This is a genomic window from Pseudomonas sp. BW7P1 (genome assembly GCF_024981055.1).
In the GTDB taxonomy this organism is placed as follows: domain Bacteria; phylum Pseudomonadota; class Gammaproteobacteria; order Pseudomonadales; family Pseudomonadaceae; genus Aquipseudomonas; species Aquipseudomonas bananamidigenes.
Map to the genome: position 1 here is coordinate 1034134 of NZ_CP103374.1, position 23007 is coordinate 1057140.

The following is a 23007-nucleotide window of genomic DNA, read 5'->3' on the forward strand; positions in this document are numbered from 1 at the left end:
CCGCCATGAGCACGGACTGGAACGCCGAATGGCGTCGGCAAGTCCTGCCGACGCTGGCGGGTGAGAACTGGGATCTGATCGTCATCGGCGGCGGCATCAGTGGCGCCGGCATCCTGCGTGAAGCCGCACGGCGTGGCTGGCGTTGCCTGCTGCTGGAGCAGCGGGATTTCGCCTGGGGCACGTCCAGTCGATCCTCGAAAATGGTTCATGGCGGTTTGCGTTACATCGCCAAGGGCCAGTGGCGCCTGACCCGGGATTCGGTGCACGAGCGCCAGCGTCTGCTCGACGAAGCGCCGGGGCTGGTGGAACCGATGAGTTTCATGATGCCGCACTATCGCGGCGGCTTTCCCGGGCCGCGTGTGCTGGGTGGCTTGTTGTCGGTCTATGACGCATTGGCCGGGCGTCGCGCCCATTGTTTTCATGACGCGCAGCAACTGCGTTTTCTCGCGCCGGGCGTCAAAGAGCATGACTTGCTGGGCGGCACCTGTTTTGTCGATGCGCTGACCGATGACGCAAGGCTGGTGATGCGCGTCTTGAGCGAAGCCCGGGCCGATGGCGCGGTGGCGCTCAACGGCATGCGCGTCGAACACCTGCTGCGGGAAAACGGGCGGGTGTGCGGGGTTCAGGTCGAGGATTGCGAGGCCGGCGCATCGCTGCAATTGCGATGTGGTGTGCTGGCGGTGGCCACCGGGGCCTGGGCCGAGCGCTTGCGTCCGCCCGAGGCGCCGCGTCAGTTGCGACCCTTGCGTGGCAGCCATGTGCTGCTGCCGGGCTGGCGCTTGCCGGTGGCGCAGGCGTTCACGTTTTTGCACGAGCGGGACCGGCGACCGGTGTTCGTGTTTCCGTGGGAAGGCGCCACGGTGATCGGCACCACGGACCTCGATCACCGCGAGAATCTGGACCAGAGCGCGAGCATCAGCGGCGAAGAACTCGACTATCTGCTGGCCGCCTGCCGACAACAGTTTCCCGGCGCTGAAGTGACAGCCGCCGATGTACTTTCAACCTGGTCCGGCGTGCGCCCGGTGGTGGGCAGTGCGGCGGGTGAGCATCAGGACAAACCGTCGAACGAAACCCGTGAGCATGTGCTGTGGCAGGAGCCGGGTTGCGTCACGTTGGCCGGCGGCAAACTCACGACGTTCCGCCCGCAGGCCATCGAAGTGCTCAAGGCCTGCGCCGACATGCTCGGCCGATCTTTCGAGTACGATGCCGCGCCAGTATTTGCCGTCGTGCCGCCACTGACGATCCCCGGCCTCAGCCCTGGTCAGTGGCGACGTCTGGCCGGGCGACATGGCCGAGACCTGCCGAGGCTGGCGCAACGGCTCGCCGAACTGGGCCATGAAACAGTCGGCGTCACCGACACCTTGTGGGCCGAACTGGCCTTCGCCTGCGAAGCGGAAATGGTCCTGCATCTGGATGACCTGCTGCTGCGCCGCACCCGTCTGGGCCTGTTGCTGCCTCATGGCGGCGCGGAGTATTTCCCGGCTATTCGCCAACTCTGCCAGTCACGACTGGGCTGGAGCGACGAGTACTGGCAACAGGAACAGCAACGCTACCAGGCCTTATGGCAACGCCATCACGGCCTGCCGGAAATCGCGCAGTGATGCCCCCCGAAGAGAGCTCCATGGACAACCACCCGAACAAGCGTTACCTGCTGGCCATCGACAATGGCACCCAGAGCGTGCGCGCGCTGCTCTTCGATTTGCAGGGCAATCTGCTCGGCAAGGGCAAGGTCGAGTTGCAGGCCTATTACTCGACGCAACCGGGCTGGGCCGAACAGGATCCGGAATACTACTGGGCGAAACTGGGCGAGGCTTGCCAGCAGGTGTGGGCGCAGACCGGTATCGATCGTTCGCGGATCGCCGGGGTGTCTCTCACGACGCAACGCGGTACGGTGATCAACGTCGACGCTCAGGGCAAACCGCTGCGTCCGGCGATTCTCTGGCTCGATCAGCGTCAGAGCGAAGTCGAAGGCGGGATCAAGGGGCCGTGGGGCTGGCTGTTCAAACTGGCCGGCGCGCAGGCCACGGTGGATTACTTTCGCGCCCAGGCCGAGGCCAACTGGATCGCCCGCCATCAACCCGAAGTGTGGGCGGCGACCGACAAGTTTCTGCTGCTCTCGGGGTTTCTTACGCATCGCTTGTGCGGACGCTTTGTCGACTCCGTGGGCTGTTGCGTCGGCTACCTGCCGTTCGACTTCAAGCGCCTGCGCTGGGCCGCACCCCGTGACTGGAAATGGCAGGCGCTGGCGGTGCGTCCGGAGCAACTGCCGACCTTGCACAAACCCGGTGAAACCCTCGGCCACATCAGCGCCGAAGCCAGTCGTCACACCGGCATTCCCGAAGGCGTTCCGTTGATCGCGGCGGGGGCCGACAAGGCCTGTGAGGTACTCGGTTCCGGCGTCGTCGACTCGGGCACGGTGTGCCTGTCCTACGGCACCACCGCGACGATCACCAGCACCCGCTCACGCTATCTGGAAATCGTCCCGCTGATTCCGCCGTACCCGTCAGCGGTGCCGGATCAGTACAACTGCGAGGTGATGATTTATCGCGGTTACTGGATGGTCAGCTGGTTCAAGAACGAGTTCGGCCTGCGGGAAATGCAGCAGGCCAGAGAGCAGGGCATCGAGCCTGAGCAACTGTTCGATGCGCTGGTCGAGGCGGTGCCGCCGGGCTCGATGGGATTGATGCTGCAGCCCTATTGGTCACCCGGTATTCGCGAACCGGGCGTGGAAGCCAAAGGCGCGATGATCGGCTTCGGCGACGTGCACACCCGTGCGCACATTTACCGGGCGATTCTCGAAGGCCTGGCCTACGCCTTGCGCCAAGGCATGGAGAAAATCGAGAAGCGCTCGAAGATCTCCGTCACCCGTTTGCGGGTGGCTGGCGGTGGCTCGCAAAGCGATGCAGCGATGCAACTGACGGCGAACATCTTCGGCCTGCCGGCGGAGCGCCCGCACGTCTATGAAGCGTCGGGTCTGGGCGCGGCGATCTGCTGTGCGGTGGGGCTCGGGCTGCACGCGGATTTCCCCACGGCAATGGCGGCGATGACCCGAGTCGGTGCGGTTTTCATGCCCCAGCCCGAGGCGCAAAAGATCTATGAACGACTGTACAGGGACGTGTATCTGCGCATGTACCGGCAGCTCAAGCCGTTGTACCGGAGCATCCGCAAGATCACCGGTTACCCGGCCTAGAAAAACTACACATTCCCTTGTGGGGACGGAGGCGTTTTTTTTGCGCCCTGCGCGTGGCGCTATCGGAGAACTTTTCTGGTGAGATCGGACAGTGTCAGGGGCGGGGTCGATTGTTAGGCTCGATCTCCACGGCACACCTGACAAGAACCACAAGCAATGAAGCTGATCACCCTCCTGCTGCTTTGCGCAATGGCCCCGACGGCGTGGGGCTGGTCGAACCATACGGTGGGCAGCTACCTGGCGTTGCAGGATCTGCCGGCGTTGCGCGATGCATCGCCCGTCGAGGTCGAGCCGCTGGAGCAGTTTCTCTCCGGGCAATACCCGGCCATCGTCGCGTTGCTCGATGAGCAGGAGCGCTTCGCCCGTGAACACTTCAAGCAGTACCCGCCGCGCCCCGACAACCTCCGGTTGCCCGCCGTGCCGAGCGACAATCTGCGCCACGATTTCCTGACCGCGTTGCGGATCAATCCGCTGATTCATCTGGCGATGGTCATTCAGCCGTTGCCGGGCAAGGACCTGCCCGAGCGCGAGCATCTGCAGGCCGATCAGGTGATGGTCGAGCAGACGCTTTCACCGTGGAATCGCCAGCGTTTCATTCGCGTGGCCGATCACGAAAAAGTCGCGCCCCTGGCCGTGCTGGCGAGCGCCGCCGATGAGCCGGACTACGGCCACGACATCAACCTGTTCAGCGACAACCCCGGCGAAGTCGCCGCGTTGTACGGCTTCGGCCCGCAGCCGTTTGGCGATGCGCGCTTTCAGTACAGCTCCCAGGCGCCGTTCCACATGGGCTTTTTCCATGAAAACCCGGTGGTGTACGCAGCCGCCGGATTTCTCGAACGCAGCTGGCCGGACTGGCGTGCGTATCAATACATGGGGCTGGCGCGGCTGGCGTTTGCCACTGGCCATTCCTACTGGGGTTATCGCTTTCTCGGCTGGGGCCTGCACCATGTTCAGGACTTGACCCAGCCGTATCACGCCAAGCCGTTGCCGGGCGTCGAGTTGCCGAGCCTTTTGCTGCTGGAAGGCAAGGCCCTGGTCGGTTTTGCGCAGGACAAACAGGCGTCCATCGAACGGGTTGCGACCCGCCACATGGAAGTCGAGAAATACCAGTCCACCTGGCTGCGTCGCGTGCTGCGCGCCGGTCAGCCGCATCCGATGCTCGACGCTTATGCCGATGCCACCGGGGACGCGCATTACCCACCGTACTCCGTGGACTACCTGCGCGAAGTGGTGAGTGCCGAGTCCGTCGACGACTCCGCCGCCTTCGACGAAGCCATCGGCCAATGGCTGGAAACGGCCCCGGTCACCAGCGATTTCAGCGCGGGCAATCAGTTGCAGCGCGAGACCTTCGAGCACCCGGAGCTCAATAGACAATTGCTCAAACTGCTCGGTCATTTCGGCGCCCACAGCCGGATCTATGTCAGCGCGGGACTGGCGCCCTGAGCATCGCGGCAACACACAACAATAAGAACAGGGAAGGAGGAACAGATGATCAACACTCGATTGCGCCTGTCTGGCGTAGCGCTCCCCGGTGTCGGTCTGGCAGGGCTGCTGCAACTCTGCGCAGTCGACGCGGTGCAGGCCGCCGAGTTCAGCGTGCTGGACAACCAGGTCACCGGCTCGCTCGACACGACTCTGTCCTATGGCCGCCTGTGGCGGGTGCAGGGCCGGGACAAGCACAACGATGACGTCAACACCAACGACGGCAATCGCAACTTCGACACCGGGCTGGTTTCTGAGGTGTACAAAATCACTTCGGAGCTGGAGGCCAACTACCAGAACTACGGGATGTTCCTGCGCGGCACCGCGTTCTACGACACGCAGTTGATGGACAAGCGCAACGACTATTACCACAACAACAGCCCGTCGCAGCCGAGCCAGAGTTATCCCCAGGACGACCGTTTCACTGGCCAGACCCGCGACATCGCGGGCAGCCGGATCGAGATGCTTGATGCCTACGTCCATGGCAGTTGGGATGTTGCGCAGATGCCGGTGACGGCACGGGTGGGGCGTCAGGTGTTCAACTGGGGCGAGGGGATTTTCTATCGCGGCGGGATCAACACCACCAACCCGGTGGACGCCGCCAAGTACCGCTTGCCCGGTGCCGAGGTCAAGGAAGTGCTGATGCCGGTGGAGGCGGTCAGCTTCAACATCGGCCTGACCGACAGCCTGACCATGGAAAGCTTCTACCAGACCAACTGGAAAGAAACCCGCATCGACCCGGTCGGCACCTTCTACTCGCAGACCGACCTGTTCGCCGACGGCGGCAACACCGCCTACAACAACTTCAGCGGCACCGCCCTCGATACGCCGGTGCCGGGGTTCGGCAACGTCATCGGGCTGTACAGCGCACTGGGCAACAACCCGCTGCTGGGGCCGGCGCTGAAATCCACTGGCCTCTACGCTAACGGTGTGACTCCGGCCTATGGCAACACCCTGAAAGTGGCGACCATCGGCAAGGACTACAACGCGCGCAACGACGGTCAGTTCGGCTTTGCCTTTCGCTACATCGCCGAAGCACTCAACAGCACCGAGTTCGGCCTGTACATGGTCAACTACCACGCCAAGGAGCCGACCATCGCTGCCGACCTCGGCGGTTACAAGGGCATCGACATGAATGCCCTGACCAACAGGCTCTCCAGCGTCGCCGGCAGTCAGGCCGGGGCTCTTGCCAACGGGCTGGCGACCGCCGATGTGATGGGCAACATCCAGGCCCATCGGCGCTATGCCGAAGACATCCGCATGTACGGCTTCAGTTTCAACACCACCTTGGGCAATGCCTCGGTGTTCGGTGAACTGGCCTATCGGCCGAACCTGCCCATCGGCATCGCCGCCACCAACGACTTGATCGGCGATCTGGCCAATGGCGCTGCGGCGGCGGTGTCCGGCAAGGCCATCAACGTCGGCGGGCAAATGGTCACCCTCGACAGTCAGATCAACAACGCCGAGCGGGTGGAAGCGTTCAACACGTCGTTGGGCAGCATCTACAACTTCGGCCCGACCCTGTCGTTCGACTCGATGTTCGGCATCTTCGAGCTGGCCTCCGAGCACTTGCGCGGCAGCAGCCTGCAATACACCGCCTACGACGGCAGCACCCGCTACTACGCCGGCACCGGCAACACGTCGTACGTGTCCGGCGGTGATCGTGACGATCAGGTCAACCGCAATTCCTACAGCTACACGGTGATGTTCAACGGCACCTGGAACGACGTGTACGCCGGGGTCAACGTCTCGCCTTACGTCGTCTACAAGGACGACTTCAAGGGCAACAGCTACCAGGCCGGCAATGCCATCGACGGGCGCAAGGCCTATACCCTCGGGGTCAAGGCCAACTACCAGAACAGGCTCGAAGCCGAACTGCAATACACCGAGTTCTGGGGAGGCGGGCAGAACAACGGCATTCGCGACCGCGACAACGTCGGGTTCAACCTCAAGTATTTCCTCTGATTTTCGAGTGTGGTCTTCAGGGCACTCATCCCCCTGTGGGAGCGGGCTTGCCCGCGATGACGGCAGCACTTCCAACATCAATGCAGGCTGATCCACCGCAATCGCTGGCAAGCCAGCTCCCACAGTTTTTGAATTCGGAGAACGAACATGTTTCCTGCATCACGACTGACCAAGACCACACTGGCGTTGCTTTTGAGCCTTACCGCCGCAAGTGCACTGGCCGCCATCTCGCCCCAGCAGGCCGAACAACTGAAAACCTCGCTCACCCCCATGGGCGCCGAGCGCGCCGGCAATGCTGCCGGCACCATTCCGGCCTGGACCGGCGGCATCACCCAGGCCCCGGCGGGCTACAAACCCGGCCAGCATCACCCCGATCCCTACGCGGCGGACAAACCGCTGTTCACCATCACCAAGGCCAATCTCGACCAGTACAAGGCGCATCTCACACCGGGCCAGATCGCCCTGTTCAACAGCTACCCCGACACCTTCCAGATGCCGGTTTATCCCTCGCGCCGGTCCGGTTCGGCGCCGCAATGGCTGTATGACAACACCCTGAAAAACGCGACCTCGGCCAAACTGCTGGAGGGCGGCAGCGGGTTCGCCGATGCCTATGGCGGCGTGCCGTTCCCGGTGCCCAAGGATGGTGTCGAAGTGTTGTGGAACCACATCACCCGCTATCGCGGCATCTACGTCGTCCGTCGCGCTTCCGAAGCGCCGGTACAACGCAACGGCAGCTTCGCGCTGGTGACCTCGCAGCAGGAGGGCTTCTTCAACTACTACCGCCCGGGTGGCCAGTTCGCCGACCTGAAAAACATCCTGTTCTACTACCTCGCCTTCGTGAAAAGCCCGGCGCGTCTCGCCGGTGGTGCCGCACTGGTTCATGAGACGCTGGACCAGCTCAAGGAACCCCGTCAGGCCTGGATCTACGACGCCGGCCAACGCCGCGTGCGCCGTGCACCGAACCTCGCCTACGACACGCCGATCGCCTCATCCGATGGTCTGCGCACCGCAGACGACACCGACCTGTTCAACGGCTCCCCGGATCGTTTTGACTGGAAGCTCAAGGGCAAGCAGGAAATCTACATCCCCTACAACAACTACAAAGTCGGCAGCCCCGAGGTGAAATACGCCCAATTGCTCACCCCCGGCCACCTCAACCCGCAATACACCCGCTACGAACTGCACCGGGTCTGGGTGGTGGAAGGCACGCTCAAACCGGGTGCGCGGCATGTCTATTCCAAGCGAGTGCTGTTTCTGGACGAGGACAGCTGGGGCGCCGCGCTGGTGGACCAGTACGACGGGCGAGGGGAGCTGTGGCGCGTGTCGATGGCCTACCTGAAAAACTTCTACGACCTGCCCACCACCTGGAGCGCACTGGACGTCTTCCACGACTTGCAGGCGCGTCGGTACTACGTGCAGAACCTGGATAACGAAGAGGCTTCCACCGTCGACTTCTCGCAACCGATGCCGGAGGACGCGTATTTCATGCCGTCGGCGTTGCGGCAGCGGGGGACGCGTTAAGTGATCTGACGCAATCGCGGGCAAGCCCGCTCCCACAGGTAAAGAGTCGAACACAGTCTCTGTGTACGCCTCAGAATCTTGTGGGAGCGGGCTTGCCCGCGATTGGATTTCGCTTCAGCGCTGGTTGTAGGTCAGACGCGGAAATGACTCACCATCTGCTGCAACTGCCCACCCAACCGCGCCAGTTCAACGCTGGACTTGGCCGTTTCATCACTCGCCGCAGCGGTCTGTTCCGACACGTCGCGGACGTTGATGATGCTGCGGCTGATTTCTTCGGCCACGGCGCTTTGCTGTTCGGCGGCCGCGGCGATCTGCTGGTTCATCGACTGGATGTTCGACACCGTGCGGGTGATGTTTTCCAGGGAGTCGCCGGCCTTGCGGGTCAGGGCCACGCTGCTGTCGGTCAGGGCGCGGCTGTTGTTCATCACGGCGGATACCTGCTGCGTGCCGTTCTGCAGACCGGCCACCAGGCCTTCGATTTCCTCGGTGGATTTCTGCGTGCGCTGGGCCAGGCCACGGACTTCGTCGGCGACCACGGCAAAACCGCGACCGGCTTCACCGGCCCGGGCGGCTTCGATGGCGGCGTTGAGGGCCAGCAGGTTGGTCTGTTCGGCCACGGCCTTGATCACGTCCATGACGCTGCCGATCTTGTCGCTTTCCTGTTGCAGCACGCTCATGGCTTCGGTGGAACGCACCACTTCGCTGGCCAGACGCTCGATCTGAGCGATGGCTTCGTTCACCACCTTGTCGCCTTCGCGGGCTTCACCGTCAGCGGCGGCTGCGGCTTGCGAGGCTTCTTCGGCGTTGCGCGCGACTTCCTGCACGGTGGCGGTCATTTCGTGCATGGCGGTGGCCACCTGATCGGTCTCGACCTTCTGGCTGTTCACGCCGGCGCTGGTCTGCTCGGTCACGGCCGACAGCTCTTCGGCGGCGCTGGCGATCTGGGTCACGCCGTCCCGGATGCCGCTGATCAGGTCGCGCAGGGTCACGCCCATGCGCGCAATGCCTTGTTGCAGCACGCCGAGTTCGTCGCGACGGGTAACGACCACGTTCTGGCTCAGGTCGCCGCTGGCGATGCGCTCGACCACGGCCATGGTTTCCTGCAGCGGACGGGTGATCTGGCGGGTGATGATGAACGCCGCGATGACGCCCACCAGCAGCGCCAGCAGAGTGCTGATCAGCTGCAGGGTGCGGGCCTGGGCGCTTTCCATGTCACGACGGTCGAGCTGGATCTGATACATCTGCTCGCTCAGGGTCACGATGTTGGCGCCCTGATCGGTCATTTCCTTGCGGGCCTGCACGGCTTCGCTGTTGGCGTTCTTGAACGCCTGCAAGGCACTGCGGTAGTTGGTCAGCGCGGTTTCCAGCTGACGCAGGGTGTCTTGCTGGGTGCTGGAGAAGTGCGCGTTCAACTGTTTCAGGCTGGCGATGGCCACATCCAGTTGGCCGACGGCTTTCTGCTCGGTATCGGCATTGGTGGTGGCGGTGTAGCCGCGCACTTCGTAGCGGGCCAGGATGAACGCTTCCTTGGCTTCGGTGATGGCCTGGAACTGCTCGAAGCGCTCCTCGCTCATCGCCATCTGCCGCACGCGGTTGCTGATCGATTCGATCAAGTTGTAAGCGGTCTCGGCATTGGCGGCCATGGTATCGCGCGCCGTATTGCCGGTGCGGTAGGCGTTGCGCATCTTGTTCAGGGAAGTCTGGTACTCGGCGATGGTCGCGGCCTGCTCCTTGAGCAGCTTGACGTTTTCCGGGCTCTTGAACTTGCCCAGCAGCGCCTGCTGTTGCGCGGCGAAACCATCGAGGGTGGTCTGCACGTTCTGCGCGGCGGTTTCATCACCATTGGTCAGCATGTATTGCAGGCGCACCACGCGCAGCTTGGTCAGGCCGGCGTTCAGCTGGGTGATGTCGCTCATCCAGTTGCTGCGGTCAATCAGGCCGCCGAGGCTGGTCCAGCCGGTCAGGGCCAGAATGCAGGTCAGGGCCAGAACGAGACCGAAACCCAGCCCCAGTTTGAGGTTCACGCTGATATTGCCGAACCAGCTATTCATCACAATTCCTCCAGAAAACGTTGTGCGTCTTGATCGTCGGTCAGGCTGGAAGATTGTTGTTTTTTTGAGCCAGCAAGGGTGTTAGCTGGACTGTATCGGCCGCAAATCCGAGAGCTGAAAGGATTTTGTCCGGCGGAATTTGTAACAAGAGTCTCAAGACTTTTTTCACATGGGTTTCACCGGCTGCCCACGGCGGCCTCTGTACCTTCGCCGGATCAAATGACAGTGCCGCGGACTGGCAAGGCGGATTTTTTGTGGAATTGAGACTGAGTCTGTTCGGCGTCAAACGCTCGATCGACCTGAGTGGCCTGGCCCGTTTTCGCAACCTCGGGGTCGTTCTGGCGGCAGCGGCGCTGGTGGTGCCGCTGACCCTGTGGCTGCTGGCGCCCAAGGCGGTGCCTGATCTGGCCCACGGCAACGTGGCCGGTGCGCAGGCGCTGGCCGCCGGTTGGGCCAAGGGCGACATGATTGTGCTGGTGCGCCATGTCGAGCGCTGTGATCACTCTTCGGCGCCATGCCTGAGCGGCAATGACGGCATCACCGACCGTTCGCGCAGCGTCGCGGTCGCCGTCGGTGCACAGTTCGAGCACCTGGGCCTGAACCATGCCGATATCTACAACAGCCCGATGACCCGCACCGTGCAGACCGCCGGCTACATGTTCAACCACGCGACGACCGGCGAAGACTGGCTGATCAGCTGCAAGGGCCGCATGTTGCAGGATGCCCTCGCGCACAAGGTGCCGGGGCGCAACCTGATTCTGGTTACCCACAGCGAATGCATGGCGCAACTGGAAAAAGACCTCAAGGTGTCGGCCACGACCCCCGGTTATGGCTCCTCGCTGTTCGTTTCCGCTGCCAACCCGGCGGCGCCGAAAATGCTCGGCTTCATCGAAGCCTCCGACTGGCGCACGCTGTCCAGCCGATAAGTGATCGTCACTCAAACGAAAAAACCGCCGGTGAGGGCGGTTTTTCGTTTGTGCTTCACAACATCAATAACTGACGAAGTAGTACGCCTGCCGCCCGACCATCATGGTCTTGAGCACCTTCAACGGGGCGGCGGGCTCGTTGTCCCCCGACATCACGGCGATGTTCGTGGAGGATGCACTGAGGAAATCCTTCAGTTGCGCATCGGTATCCAGGCCCTTGAGGACGCTCCGGGTATAGAACACGCTGGCGCCACCGACCCGTTCGTTGGCCTGGAACAGCGCGACCTGATGGCCGCCGGCTTGCAGATTCTGGATGTGTTCGGTCAGTGGCAGGAACGACAATTCCTTGTCCGCCTTCGGCAGTGCCCATTGCGCGGCGCCGAGGTAACTGGCGATCACCACCGTCAGGATACCGGCCGCCAAGGCCTGACGATGACGGGCGATCCATCCGACAAACCCGCTGTTACGGCCCTGCAATCTCTCGAACAGCACACCCGCATATTCCGCCGCGATCACCGCCGCTGCGGGCGTCATCGACATCAGGTACACCGTGCGCTTGCTCGACGCCAGGGTCAGCATGATGAACTGCGCCACGATCCACAGGCTGAAAAACAGCAGGTAACGATTGGCCTTCAATTGTTTGCGGAAGTGCCACAGCCCCAGGTAAACCAGAATGTTCCAGGGCAGGAACGCCTCCGGCAGCTTGGCGATGTAATAGTAGAACGGCTCATAGTGCCCGGCTTCGACGAAGGAACCGCTGAAGCGTCCGACACTGTTGGTCAGCAAGACCTCTCTGACGGCTTGGGCGCCGCCATGCTGATAGAGCACCACAAGCCAGATCAGCAGCGGAATCAACCCGACCACCGTCAGCAGTCCGGGCCGCAACCAGTCCGTCAGTTTGAAGCGCTTGTCCATCAGGTTGTCGGCCAGCAGGTAAGCGAAAATCACCACCCCCGGCATCGCCAGACCAAGCACGCCTTTGCTCAGGGTGGCGATGGCAATTCCGACGATAAACAGCAGCGAATTCCCCGGCGTCGAGTGGCGCTGCGCCTGGAAAAACGCCAGCAATGCCGTGGTCACGCCCAGCGCGAGCAACGCATCCTCGCCAACCCCGCGCACGTTGCTCCAGTAACTGGCCATGGTCGCCAGCAGAATGCCCGCTGTCCACGCAATCGCTTTCGGTCGTCCGAAGCGCCGCAGCATGCCGAATAGCACCATCACACTGAGCAGACCGGCCACCGCCGACGCCAGCCGCACCGCCCACGGCGACACACCGAACACGCGCATGGCGCCGGCGTCCAGCCACAGACTCAGGGGCGGCTTCTCCAGAAACGGTTCGCCGAAAAGCCGGGGCGTCACCCAGTCATCGTCCAGGTGCATCTCCATGGCGATACCGGCGACGCGGGCCTCGGTGGAACCTTGCAGTTGATGATTGCCCAGCGCAAAGAAAAACAGCAGGGCGGCAAGCAGGAACAATGAAGTGACGGCACGCGACGGCATAGGTTTCAGATAACCGGAAAGGGCGGGAGGCCAGAGCATACTTCGTCAATGCTTAACAAATTGTGAAACTCACGCGAGTCGCCGCGACCAACGCTGATCCGGGGCCTCGAATGCCGGATTGACCAGCGCCGTCAGCACATGATCCTGCCAGCGCCCGGCGATGTTCAGATACGCCTTGGCGTAGCCTTCTTTCTCGAACCCCAGGCGCTCAAGCAGCCGTGCACTGCGTTCATTGCCGGGAATGTAATTGGCCATGATCCGGTGCAGATTCTGGGTCTCGAACATGTAGGCGATGGCGGACTCCAGTGCTTCCTGCATCAACCCCTTGCCCTGATGCGCTTCATCGATGTGATAACCCAGATAACACGCCTGGAACGCACCCCGAATGATCCCGCTGAAATTGCACGCACCGATCATCTGCTCGCCATCCGGGGTCAGCAGCGCCATATGCACCGCCAACCCGGCTTCGAAGGCACTGGCCTGTACTTCGAGGCGTCGGCGGATCTGTTCGGTGGAGAAATAGTCGGTGGTACGGATCGGCGACCACGGCGCGAGATGCCGCTGGTTGCGTTGGTAGAAATCACTTTCCAGAGACGCCTGTTCCGGGTCAAGCACCGCGAGCGTCAGGCGTTGGCAGGGGAGGGTCAACAGCGGCATTAGGGGCTCCGGCTTTCAGGGGGGATCACCAGAATTGCGCGGTGGGCAGCAAAATACAAACGCGCTGCCAGACGCCGGACAAAAAAAAGCCCGCAGGAGAGCGGGCGAACCGTAGTTTCTTGAATGAGCGAGCGGACTTTACAGGTTTGATGGTGAAGGGGCTGTGAAGAAAAATTCATGTCGCTACACCTCCAGATCAAGACCTGATATCCGCGGATTGCGGCTCTTTCAAGAGGGTCAGTGGCAAAGAACCGGCTTCGAATCGGTTGGCGGCTGCAATGGATCGAGCTTGCTCAGAGCGCTGCCCACCAACAACTCCGCCAATCCCGCCAACTGATGCATCGCGACAATCCGCGCACGCTGCACCTCGTCCGGCCGATGAACCAGATCATGCGCCATGACATTCAGCGCCGCGAGGTTCTGGCTGGCGTGGGTCAACAACGTGACCAGATCAACGTCGGGACGCACGCTCAGGATCTGATCCACCGGAAGCAACCGCGAACCGCGCCTGCGGACAACGGAAATGGGGTGATCGGAAGTCGAGACCGTCCCGGACTCGGCAACCGGGGAATCTTCGGATGGATCGTGGGTATCTTTTTTCATGACCGGACTCCATGTGAGGGGGGATCCTTGCGCTTCGGCGGGGTAGTGCCGTTCACCTGTTTGTTGCGAGGAGTGGAGGGTAACCGGGTGGGGAAGGTGGGGGTAGTTCATGGAAGTCGACGGGGGTTGAGGGAAAATTCCTAGGGTGCTAACGGGGAAGATCGGAGCTCGCTCTTCGGATATGAATTTCCAGATGCGACGAGGCCCGCACTTGGCGGGCCTTGTTGTTGAGAGTTGGTGGGCCGGGGTAACCTGAAATGATTTTATAAGCCTATGAAAATTCCTGATTTTTTCAGTTTTTTATTTTTCGTGGAATACCGTTTGGAATGCGCAGCACGGAATTACGGCGGATTGTTGAATAGTGATCCTTTCAGTCAGCTATCAGGAGTCGTTTGGCGGCGGCCAACCGTGAGGTCGTCAGCCTTTTTTTCATCCCTTGTACAGAGGAAGAGGGGACAGGTATCGCTCGTCTGCCATGAGAGGCAGATGGGTAAGAGCCAACGACTCCTTACAGGTGTGGTGACGGCCTGGTTACCGAGACCTGAGTCGAGAGCGACTTAGCGTATTCGACATGGCAGGGGTGATCACTGCCGGAGAAGAGGGACAGTGTGATCACGGTTCGTCAGACCAGCGGCACCTGCGGCAAATTTTATGAGGGATTTTCGAGACAGTACGCCATTTGCCCCCTATGATTTGCACCTTTGCGTGCCTCTGCTTACGTTATCATGCAACCGCTCAGTCCCGAGTACCTCCCCACGCTTCCTCGAACCACTCAAACAACGACATCACGTCGCGGCAGAATTTGCGGCTGGTCGCCGCACATTTGACGTCATCGAAAATGCCTGTCCCGGCGTGAGCCGGTATATGGTGCGGCTTGTGCTTCGGGCCATCAAGTCAGAGAGGTTGATTGAGCCGACCGGCAAAGGGCGCGGTGCAAAATGGAAGCGCATCTCGGCAGGCATCTACGTTAGTACGGCGTTTCTGGCCACTAGCAGCAAGACGGATCAGTGAGGACTCACCATGGATAACGTTTTTCAGTTCCGCGACCAGCTCATTGAACGCTATGGCAATTTTTCCCGCAGCTTCGTACGCATCGCTGCACCCGATATCCAAGCAGAGGTAGAGCATCAATACACTCAAGGTCGCTACTGGCCTGAGCCACTGGTGCAGATCAATCCTAACTACCAACGCCAAGGCACGGCGCAGCAGTTGGTGGACCAGGGCATTTTGCACGCCGCCTGTGCGGAGATTTTCCAGGTCGGGAAAACCGAAGGTTCGCCTCAGCCACTGCATCTTTACAAGCATCAGTTGGAAGCCTTGGCCAAAGGTCAAGGACGTCAGAGTTATGTGGTCACGACTGGCACAGGGTCGGGGAAGTCTCTGTCCTTCTTCATCCCGATCATTGACCGCATTCTCAAGGAAAAGTCATCCGACGACAAAGCACGCACCAGGGCTATTGTCATTTATCCGATGAACGCTCTGGCCAACAGCCAGCTAGAAGAGCTTGACAAGTTTTTGCATGGCTATGCGCAAGAGCTTCGTCCCTTCACCGTCAAACGCTACACCGGCCAGGAAAGCAAAGCAGAACGCACAGCGATTGCGGATAACCCACCCGATATCCTGCTCACCAACTTCATGATGCTGGAATACATACTCACGCGTTTCGACAAAGACGACCGACGGGTTGTAGAGCACTGCGAAGGTCTTGAGTTTTTGGTGTTGGATGAACTGCATACCTATCGTGGCCGTCAGGGGGCGGATGTCGCTTTGCTAGTGCGACGCCTGCGAGAGCGCTTGAACGCTACGCAATTGGTGTGCATTGGCACATCTGCCACCATGTCCAGCACGGGCAGACAGATCGACCGTAACCGTGTGGTGGCCGATGTGGCCAGCAAGCTCTTTGGTACCAATATCAGTGAACATGATGTCATCGGTGAGACCTTAGAGCGTGTCACCAATCCACTCAAGGACATCAATGCAATTCGTTCAGCATTGCCTGCGGCCGTCGCTCGCGAGCATGATATCTGGGCTGATTTCGAAGCTTTCCGCGACGATCCGCTGGCTGTTTGGGTCGAGTTGACTCTAGGTATCGACCTTCCGCCCGATGAGCCTCCGCGCCGAGCCCGCCCTATGCGCTTGGAAGATGCCAGCGGCCGCCTTGCAAAAGACGCCGACTGCCGACCTGAAGAAGCCCGAGCCGCCCTGCAGCGCTTCCTTGTGGCCGCCCATAATATGCGTACGCCACAAGGCAAACCGCCATTCGCGTTCAAGCTGCACCAGTTCATTAGCGGCCCCGGCAAGGTGCTCACCACTTTGGAAGCGCGTGGCAAGCGTCTTGTTACGTTGGATGCACAGCGTTTCGCGCCGGGACGTCAGCAAGATAATGTGTTGCTTTACCCCGCGCACTTCTGCCGCGATTGCGGTCAGGAATACCTGCCTGTCTGGCACTCACAGCAACCTGTCAGCTTTAGCTCGCGTGAAATCGACGACATCGCGGCAGAGGACGATGCCAGCTATGGCTTTTTGTGCCCTCTGGTGCGCGGACAGCAATACGGCGGCCTGCTCGAAGACTTGCCGGAAAGCTGGATCGACCTCAGCCGCAGCGAGCCCAAGGTCAAGCCAGCTTACAAAAATGCCCTTCCTTATATGGTCACTGTCGATGCAAAAGGGAAAACAGGCTCGGGGACGGAATTCTGGTTTATCCCCGGCAAATTCCGCTTCTGCCTGAACTGCGGAACAACACATGAAGCTCATGGTAAGGATGCCAACCGCCTCTCCAGCCTATCTGGTGAAGGCCGCTCTTCTGCTACCACCATGATAACCCTGGCGGCCTTGCAACAGTTATTTGCATTTCCCGAACCATCACCAGGCCAGCCTGATCCGCGCAAGCTGCTAGGTTTCACCGACAACCGTCAGGACGCTGCTCTGCAGGCGGGGCATTTCAACGACTTCATTTTCCTGGTGACACTGCGCGCCGGCTTGGTTGGTGCACTTCAAAGCAGCGGCGGTCAAGTCGATGAAGAGCATCTTGCCGAAAGCGTATTCAAGGCCCTAGGTTTTCAAGGAATCGATAACGCAACACTGGTGGAGTATCTGCGTACCCCAAAACTCATGGGGCTGGCCCGGCAGGAAGCACAACGCACGTTGCGCTTCATCATCGCCTATCGATTATTGCGTGATTTGCGCCGCGGCTGGCGCTACAACAACCCAAATCTGGATCAGCTCGGTTTGTTGCAGATTCGTTATCGCGAGCTGGATGGCTTCTGTGCTGATTCGAGCATTTTTGCTGGCAACCACATCCTCGCCAGATTGACGGTCGCACAACGGGCGATTCTATACGAGCTGCTGTTCGACACCCTGCGCCGCCAATTGTGCCTAGAAAGTCGTTACCTCGACCCGGTCGAGCAGGACAAGGCGCGCACCAGTGCTCACACTTATCTGAATGAACGCTGGGCTTTTGCCCCCGACGAGAAGCTCGATACAGGTCGTTATCTCATTCTCAGCAAGCGACCGGAGTACCGCGGCAAGCCGCGTACAGATCTGGTTACAGGCGGCCCGCGCTCACGTCTGCTGCGGCAAATCAAGACCGCACCCTTTTGGCGCGACAGCGCCTGCGCCAGTGAAGTTTTGCATTGGAGGGATATCGAATGGGTCGAGCTTATCGAAGCCTTGCTGGAGTCTGCCAAGAACTACGGTTATGTGCAGAGTCAGCCCATCGATGCCCAGCTCGCGGGCTGGCGCTTGAACGCGGCAGCACTGGACTGGTGCCTAATTGCCGATCAGCCGCAATCTGACAGCAGTCGTATTAATCAGTATTTCCGCGCTTTGTACCTCGGTATTGCCGACATGTTACAACGGCCCTCGCATCCACTGTTTGACTTCGAGGCTCAGGAACACACGGCCCAAGTGGATGCGCCACGCCGACAACTGCTGGAGCAGCGTTTCCGCTACACCGAAAAAGATAGACAGGACTGGGCGCAGACCCCGGCTCATGAAGCTCCCCTGGAGCGTCTGCCGGTGATGTTCTGTTCGCCCACCATGGAGCTTGGTGTGGACATCTCCGCGCTCAACACTGTGTATCTGCGCAACGTGCCACCGACACCGGCCAACTATGCCCAGCGCAGCGGTCGTGCTGGTCGCTCAGGGCAGCAGGCCCTGGTCATCACCTACTGCGCGGCGCTTAGTCCGCATGATCAGTGGTTCTTTCACAATGCAGAGCAGATGGTGCACGGCGTAGTGCGCGCTCCAACTCTAGACCTGACCAACCGCGACCTCATCGACAGCCATTTGCAAGCGGTCTGGCTGGCCAGCACCCAGGCGCCATTAGATGACAGCATCGCACCCATGCTGGACCTCGATCAGCCCGGAAAGCCACTGAAGCAGCCCCTGCACGAAGCGTTGCGGTCATCTGCCGTCCAGCGGCGGGCATTGGTAAGTGCGGGACGTGTCATCGACCAACTCACGGGGGAGCTCGAGAGCAGTTCCTGGTTTACCCAAGACTATGTGCGCCAGGTCATCGACAACGCGGCGCAGGCCTTCTCCGGGGCACTGGAGCGTTGGCGCGTGCTGTTCGATGCCACCCGTCAGCAGATGGACATGGCCGACCGCATCGTAAAGAGCCATAGTGCCTCGCATACGGAACGCCAGAATGCTCAGCGCCGCTACGGTGACGCTGCGCGCCAGTATGCCGTGCTGCTCAAGTCCGGTAACGGCCAGAACAACGACTTCTACACCTATCGTTACCTAGCTAGTCAAGGCTTCCTGCCTGGCTACAATTTTCCGCGCCTGCCGCTTATGGCGTGGATTCCCGCCCGTGGCGGGCAGACTGCCAATGGCAAAGACGACGAAGGCAGCATGGTCAGCCGACCGCGTTTTCTTGCTCTATCCGAGTTCGGCCCACGCAGCCTCATCTACCACCAGGGTCGCATGTACCGCGTGGTGCGCGCCAAGCTCAACGTCGGCAATACGGACCACATCTCCGGTAGCAGTCAACTGTCTACCATTGCCTCGCTGGTATGCAGTCAGTGTGGCTACGGTCATCTCGGTGAGCCTGGAGGCGAGCAGCCGCTGGTCAACCGCTGCGAAAACTGCGACGCCCTGCTCACCGAGCACGATTGGGTGCGTGAACTCTACCGCATTGAAACCGTGGAGACAGTAGCTACGGAGCGCATCTCCATCAACGACGAGGAGCGTCAGCGGCAAGGCTTCGAGCTGCAAACCACCTACCGCTTCTTGCCCGGTCCTGATGGCTGTATACAGCAGCAGAAGGCCGTAATCCAACAAGGCGAGGACGTGCTGGGCGAGCTCACTTACGCACCCGCTGCACAAATCTGGCGCATCAACCGTGGCTGGCGCAGACGCAAGGACAAGGAGCAACTGGGCTTCTACATCAATCCCATCACCGGCACCTGGAGTAAACAGGATGCACCAGACGCCGAAGACGACAAGGGCGAAGGTGATGCGCTGATGGAAAAAGTGTCCAACCAGCGCATCGTTCCCTTCGTCGAGGATCACCGCAATCTATTGATCCTCGCACCTCTGCAAGTGCTATCACTGGAGGCCATGGCCACGTTGCAGGCTGCGCTCAAGCGCGGTATAGAAATGACCTTCCAGATCGAGGAATCTGAACTGGTGGCCGAGCCTCTGCCTAAATCTGATGAGCGTCGTGCCCTGCTGTTCTATGAAGCCGCCGAAGGTGGTGCCGGCGTCCTTACCCGCCTGGCTAACAGCCCCGCCGATATGGCCTTGGTGGCAGACAAGGCGTTGCAACTAATCCACTATCGCGCCCCGCAGAACGGCGTATGGACCATGGACGACCTGCCGTCACTTGAACGCAGTAATGAACTTGGCAATCATCAGTGCGAAGCTGGCTGCTACCAGTGCCTGCTGTCCTACTTCAACCAGCCCGACCATGAGCACATCAACCGCCGTAACGCCGATGCGCTTAAGTTGCTGGTGGCGCTGGCCAATGCTCAGGTAACGCCCTCAATGCAAAACCCGTCCGCTGCGGTGCCCAGTACGGCAGCCGACGAGCCTCTTGATGCCTGGCTAATAGCCCTCAAGCAGGCTGGCACATTGCAACCCGATGCGCTCAACGTGCCCGTCAACAACGGTGTAGCCGTCGCCGCCGCGCAATACAAGGCATCCCGTGCCTTGGTATTTCTATCCCTGGTGGATGAGCAGACCATAAGTGTATTGCAGGACAAAGGCTGGCAGGTGCTCGATTTTTCGGACGTTTCACACTGGTCACGACAATTTGCCACACACGCCGATGTGTTCGGTTCCAAGGAATAAAGGCGCATGACAACTCTCGAACACGACTTTCTGCCCGGCAATCTGGTGCGCGCCCGTGGTCGCGAATGGGTGGTGCAGAGTGACTCCCGCCGCGACTGGTTGCGCCTGCGCCCATTGAGCGGTGCCGATGACGAAAGCATCACCCTGATCCCTGAACTGGAACTGTATCCCGTCGAACCCGCCACTTTCTCCTGGCCCGATCCCGCGCATGCTGGCAACCACGCCGCCTCGCTGTTGCTGCGCGACGCCCTACGTCTGACCCTACGCGCCGGAGCCGGCCCGTTCCGCTCCTTCGGTAACATTGCCGTTGAACCGCGCAGCTACCAGCTCGTGCCGCTGTTGATGGCGCTGCGCCTATCCACCGTGCGCCTTTTGATCGCCGACGACGTGGGTATCGGCAAAACCATCGAAGCCGGTCTGATCGCCCGCGAACTGATGGATCGCGGCGAAATTAGCCGTTTGGCCATCCTCTGCCCACCGCATCTGGTCGAGCAATGGCAAAGCGAATTGGAAACTTGTTTCAACATTCAGACCACTGCGCTGACCTCATCCTCCGCCGCTCGCATCGAGCGCGAACTACCGCATGGCGTGCGCTTGTTCGACCATCATCCGGTGGTAGTGGTCAGCCTGGATTACATCAAGAGCGAACGCAACCGCGAGCAATTCCTCGCCACGGCCCCCGAGTGCATCATCGTGGACGAAGCGCACACCTGTGCCAGCAGCGGTGCAGGCAAGCAACTGCGGTTTGAACTGCTACAACGCCTGGCGAGAGACGAAGAGCGCCACTTGATTTTGCTCACCGCCACGCCGCACTCAGGCGATGAAGCAGCTTTCTACAACCTGCTGTCGCTGCTCGCCCCGCGCTTTGCCGCCCTGCAAGGCCGAATGACGGCCACCGACCCGCTGCGCCAAGAACTGTCCCGCCACTTTGTTCAGCGCCGCCGAAAGGACATCGCCGAATGGCAGGCCGAAACCGACGATGGACGCGGCTTCCCCCGCCGGATGAAAACCGAACTCACCTACCAACTCAGCGGTGAATGGGGCGCGTTTTTTGACGCTGTGCAGGACTACTGTCGTGAGCTTGCCGAAACTATTGAGCAGCAGGATGCCCAAGGTGGTGCCGGTCTCATCTGGTACGCCACTTTAGCATTGCTGCGCTGCGTAGCCTCATCGCCCGCAGCCGCTGTCAAGGCACTGACCACTCGGCTTGAAGGTGCCCTGCTGGATGATTCCTTTCTCAGCGACGAACGTCTGCATGATGGCGAAGCTGACGACCTCTCCAGCAACGACCTAGAGCCACCTGCGCAAGTACAAACCCAGGTGCGGGATGCCAGTCGCCTCCAAACCCTGATCACCGATGCACGCCGGCTCAGCGGTAAAAGGGGCGACCCCAAACTGGCTGCGCTGATCCAACATATCGAGCTGCTAGTGAAGGATGGCTACCATCCCGTAGTGTTCTGCCGCTACATCGCCACCGCCCATTACGTGGCCGAGCACCTCAAAGCTGCGTTTCCCAAGACCACGATCGAAGCCATCACCGGCGAGCTCACGCCCGAGCAACGCCGAGAGCGTGTGGACGACATGGCGGATGCCGACCAGCGTATCCTGGTCGCCACCGACTGCCTCTCCGAAGGCATTAACCTGCAGCACCTATTCACCGCCGTCGTACACTACGACTTGGCCTGGAACCCCACCCGCCACGAACAGCGCGAAGGCCGGGTCGACCGCTTCGGTCAACCGTCCGAAGAAGTGCGCTGCACCATGCTCTACGGCCAGGACAACCCCGTGGATGGCTTCGTGCTCAATGTTATCCTCAAGAAGGGGGAGGCCATCCAGAAGGAGCTGGGCGTGTTGGTTCCGCTACCCGAAGATGAGGCCCGCATCAACCAAGCGCTAGTCAAGGCCGCCCTGATGGGCCGTGAACGAATGGCAGCACCCTACACGCCTGATCTATTTGCCGAAGCCAACGTCGAACTACAGCCACTACAAGCGCAATGGCAGGATGCCCTGGAAAAAGCCAAGGCCAACCGTACCGTCTTCGCACAGCGCCGAATTAAACCCGACGAAGTGTTGCCCGAGTGGCATAAACAGCAACAAGCTTTGGGCACCCAGGCCGACGTGCAGCGCTTCTTGCAAAGCGCCTGCGTGCGTCTGGGGGCGCCGCTGGAAGCTGGCCGCAAGCAGACCGTACGCTTCCTGCCGCAGCACCTGCCGGAAGCCCTGCGCCAACGCCTGGCCGATGAAGGCATCACCACACCCCTGTCCATCGACTTTAGAGAAATGCACCGCAGCCACCCATTGGTGGGTCTGCTGGCCCAGCACCTGTTGGAAGGTGCGCTCGGGGGCGAAAATCCACTGGCCGCCCGCTGTGCCGTTACCCTGACCGAAGACGTTGAAGTAGTCACCACCCTCTATCTGCTGCGCCTGCGCCACCAGCTCAGCTACATACGCCGCCGCGAGCCCTTTCAGATGATGGCCGAGGAAACCGTGGCTTTGGCAGTGCAGGGCCGCAACGTTCCACAGTGGCTGGCCGACGACAGCGTGAGCCGCCTGCTTGAATGCACGCCCAGCGGCAACTTGCCTACTGAAGCCGTGCAACGCGAAGTACGTATGGCGCTCGACTTCCTCGCCGCGCACCCACAACAACTGCAAGCGTTGGCCCAGCAGCGTGCCGATACCCTGCTGACCGACCACCAACGTGTGCGCGAGGCCACCCGTGACGTAGGGCAGTACAGCGTCAGCCCCTGCCTGCCCGTCGATGTGATGGGTGTATACGTGCTGCTGCCTGACTCGCTATAAGCTTTGGCCTAGAGAAGAA

The 23007-nt window shown here is 60.8% G+C and carries 12 protein-coding genes and 2 pseudogenes; 9 read left to right on the forward strand and 5 right to left on the reverse strand.

Annotation, left to right across the window (positions count from 1 at the left end):
- Positions 1-5 precede the first annotated feature (5 nt).
- The 5 genes from NWV16_RS04565 (at position 6) to NWV16_RS04585 (ending at position 8158) form a co-directional block, all read left to right on the forward strand.
- On the forward strand, positions 6-1601 hold the full coding sequence (locus NWV16_RS04565; RefSeq protein WP_260522136.1) for a glycerol-3-phosphate dehydrogenase/oxidase: 1596 nt from the start codon (positions 6-8) through the stop codon (positions 1599-1601).
- 20 nt (positions 1602-1621) lie between these two features.
- Positions 1622-3190 carry an FGGY-family carbohydrate kinase gene (locus NWV16_RS04570; protein ID WP_260522137.1) on the forward strand — a complete coding sequence of 523 codons (1569 nt, stop codon included), beginning with the start codon at positions 1622-1624 and terminating at the stop codon, positions 3188-3190.
- Between the two features lie 156 nt (positions 3191-3346).
- The gene (locus NWV16_RS04575; protein ID WP_260522138.1) at positions 3347-4633 is read left to right on the forward strand and encodes a phospholipase; all 1287 of its coding nucleotides are present in this window, start codon (positions 3347-3349) and stop codon (positions 4631-4633) included.
- A 45-nt stretch (positions 4634-4678) separates the two neighbouring features.
- Positions 4679-6637: a DUF1302 domain-containing protein gene (locus NWV16_RS04580; RefSeq protein WP_260522139.1), complete on the forward strand. Its 1959-nt coding sequence runs from the start codon at positions 4679-4681 to the stop codon at positions 6635-6637.
- 147 nt (positions 6638-6784) lie between these two features.
- Positions 6785-8158: a DUF1329 domain-containing protein gene (locus NWV16_RS04585; protein ID WP_260522140.1), complete on the forward strand. Its 1374-nt coding sequence runs from the start codon at positions 6785-6787 to the stop codon at positions 8156-8158.
- Between the two features lie 131 nt (positions 8159-8289).
- Here the strand turns inward: NWV16_RS04585 and NWV16_RS27790 are convergent, their stop codons facing one another.
- Entirely contained in the window at positions 8290-9153 is an 864-nt protein-coding gene (locus tag NWV16_RS27790; protein ID WP_371321019.1) for a methyl-accepting chemotaxis protein, read from the reverse strand.
- 42 nt (positions 9154-9195) lie between these two features.
- Positions 9196-10074, reverse strand: a pseudogene (locus tag NWV16_RS27795) (methyl-accepting chemotaxis protein); the annotation flags it as partial.
- A gap of 389 nt (positions 10075-10463) precedes the next feature.
- Between NWV16_RS27795 and NWV16_RS04595 the strand changes: the two are divergent.
- Positions 10464-11135 (forward strand): histidine phosphatase family protein, encoded by a 672-nt coding sequence (locus NWV16_RS04595; RefSeq protein WP_260522142.1) that lies wholly within the window; start codon positions 10464-10466, stop codon positions 11133-11135.
- Between the two features lie 63 nt (positions 11136-11198).
- On the opposite strand, the gene NWV16_RS04600 is transcribed toward NWV16_RS04595, so the two are convergent.
- The 3 genes from NWV16_RS04600 to NWV16_RS04610 all read right to left on the reverse strand — a co-directional run bounded on the left by NWV16_RS04600 (position 11199) and on the right by NWV16_RS04610 (position 13895).
- A complete protein-coding gene (locus NWV16_RS04600; RefSeq protein WP_260522143.1) occupies positions 11199-12674 on the reverse strand; it encodes an ArnT family glycosyltransferase in 1476 nt (491 codons plus the stop codon).
- Between the two features lie 30 nt (positions 12675-12704).
- A complete protein-coding gene (gene rimJ / locus NWV16_RS04605) occupies positions 12705-13292 on the reverse strand; it encodes a ribosomal protein S5-alanine N-acetyltransferase (RefSeq protein WP_260522144.1) in 588 nt (195 codons plus the stop codon).
- Positions 13293-13529: 237 nt separating this feature from the next.
- Positions 13530-13895, reverse strand: a complete 366-nt coding sequence (locus NWV16_RS04610) for a DUF6124 family protein (RefSeq protein WP_260522145.1) — start codon at positions 13893-13895, stop codon at positions 13530-13532.
- An 831-nt stretch (positions 13896-14726) separates the two neighbouring features.
- Here NWV16_RS04610 and NWV16_RS04615 point away from each other — a divergent pair.
- The 3 genes and pseudogenes from NWV16_RS04615 to NWV16_RS04625 all read left to right on the forward strand — a co-directional run.
- A pseudogene (locus tag NWV16_RS04615) lies at positions 14727-14906 on the forward strand (cell filamentation protein Fic); the annotation flags it as partial.
- 9 nt (positions 14907-14915) lie between these two features.
- Positions 14916-20189, forward strand: a complete 5274-nt coding sequence (locus NWV16_RS04620; RefSeq protein WP_260522146.1) for a DEAD/DEAH box helicase — start codon at positions 14916-14918, stop codon at positions 20187-20189.
- Positions 20190-20195: 6 nt separating this feature from the next.
- A complete protein-coding gene (locus NWV16_RS04625) occupies positions 20196-22988 on the forward strand; it encodes a DEAD/DEAH box helicase (RefSeq protein ID WP_260522147.1) in 2793 nt (930 codons plus the stop codon).
- The last annotated feature ends 19 nt before the right edge of the window (positions 22989-23007 follow it).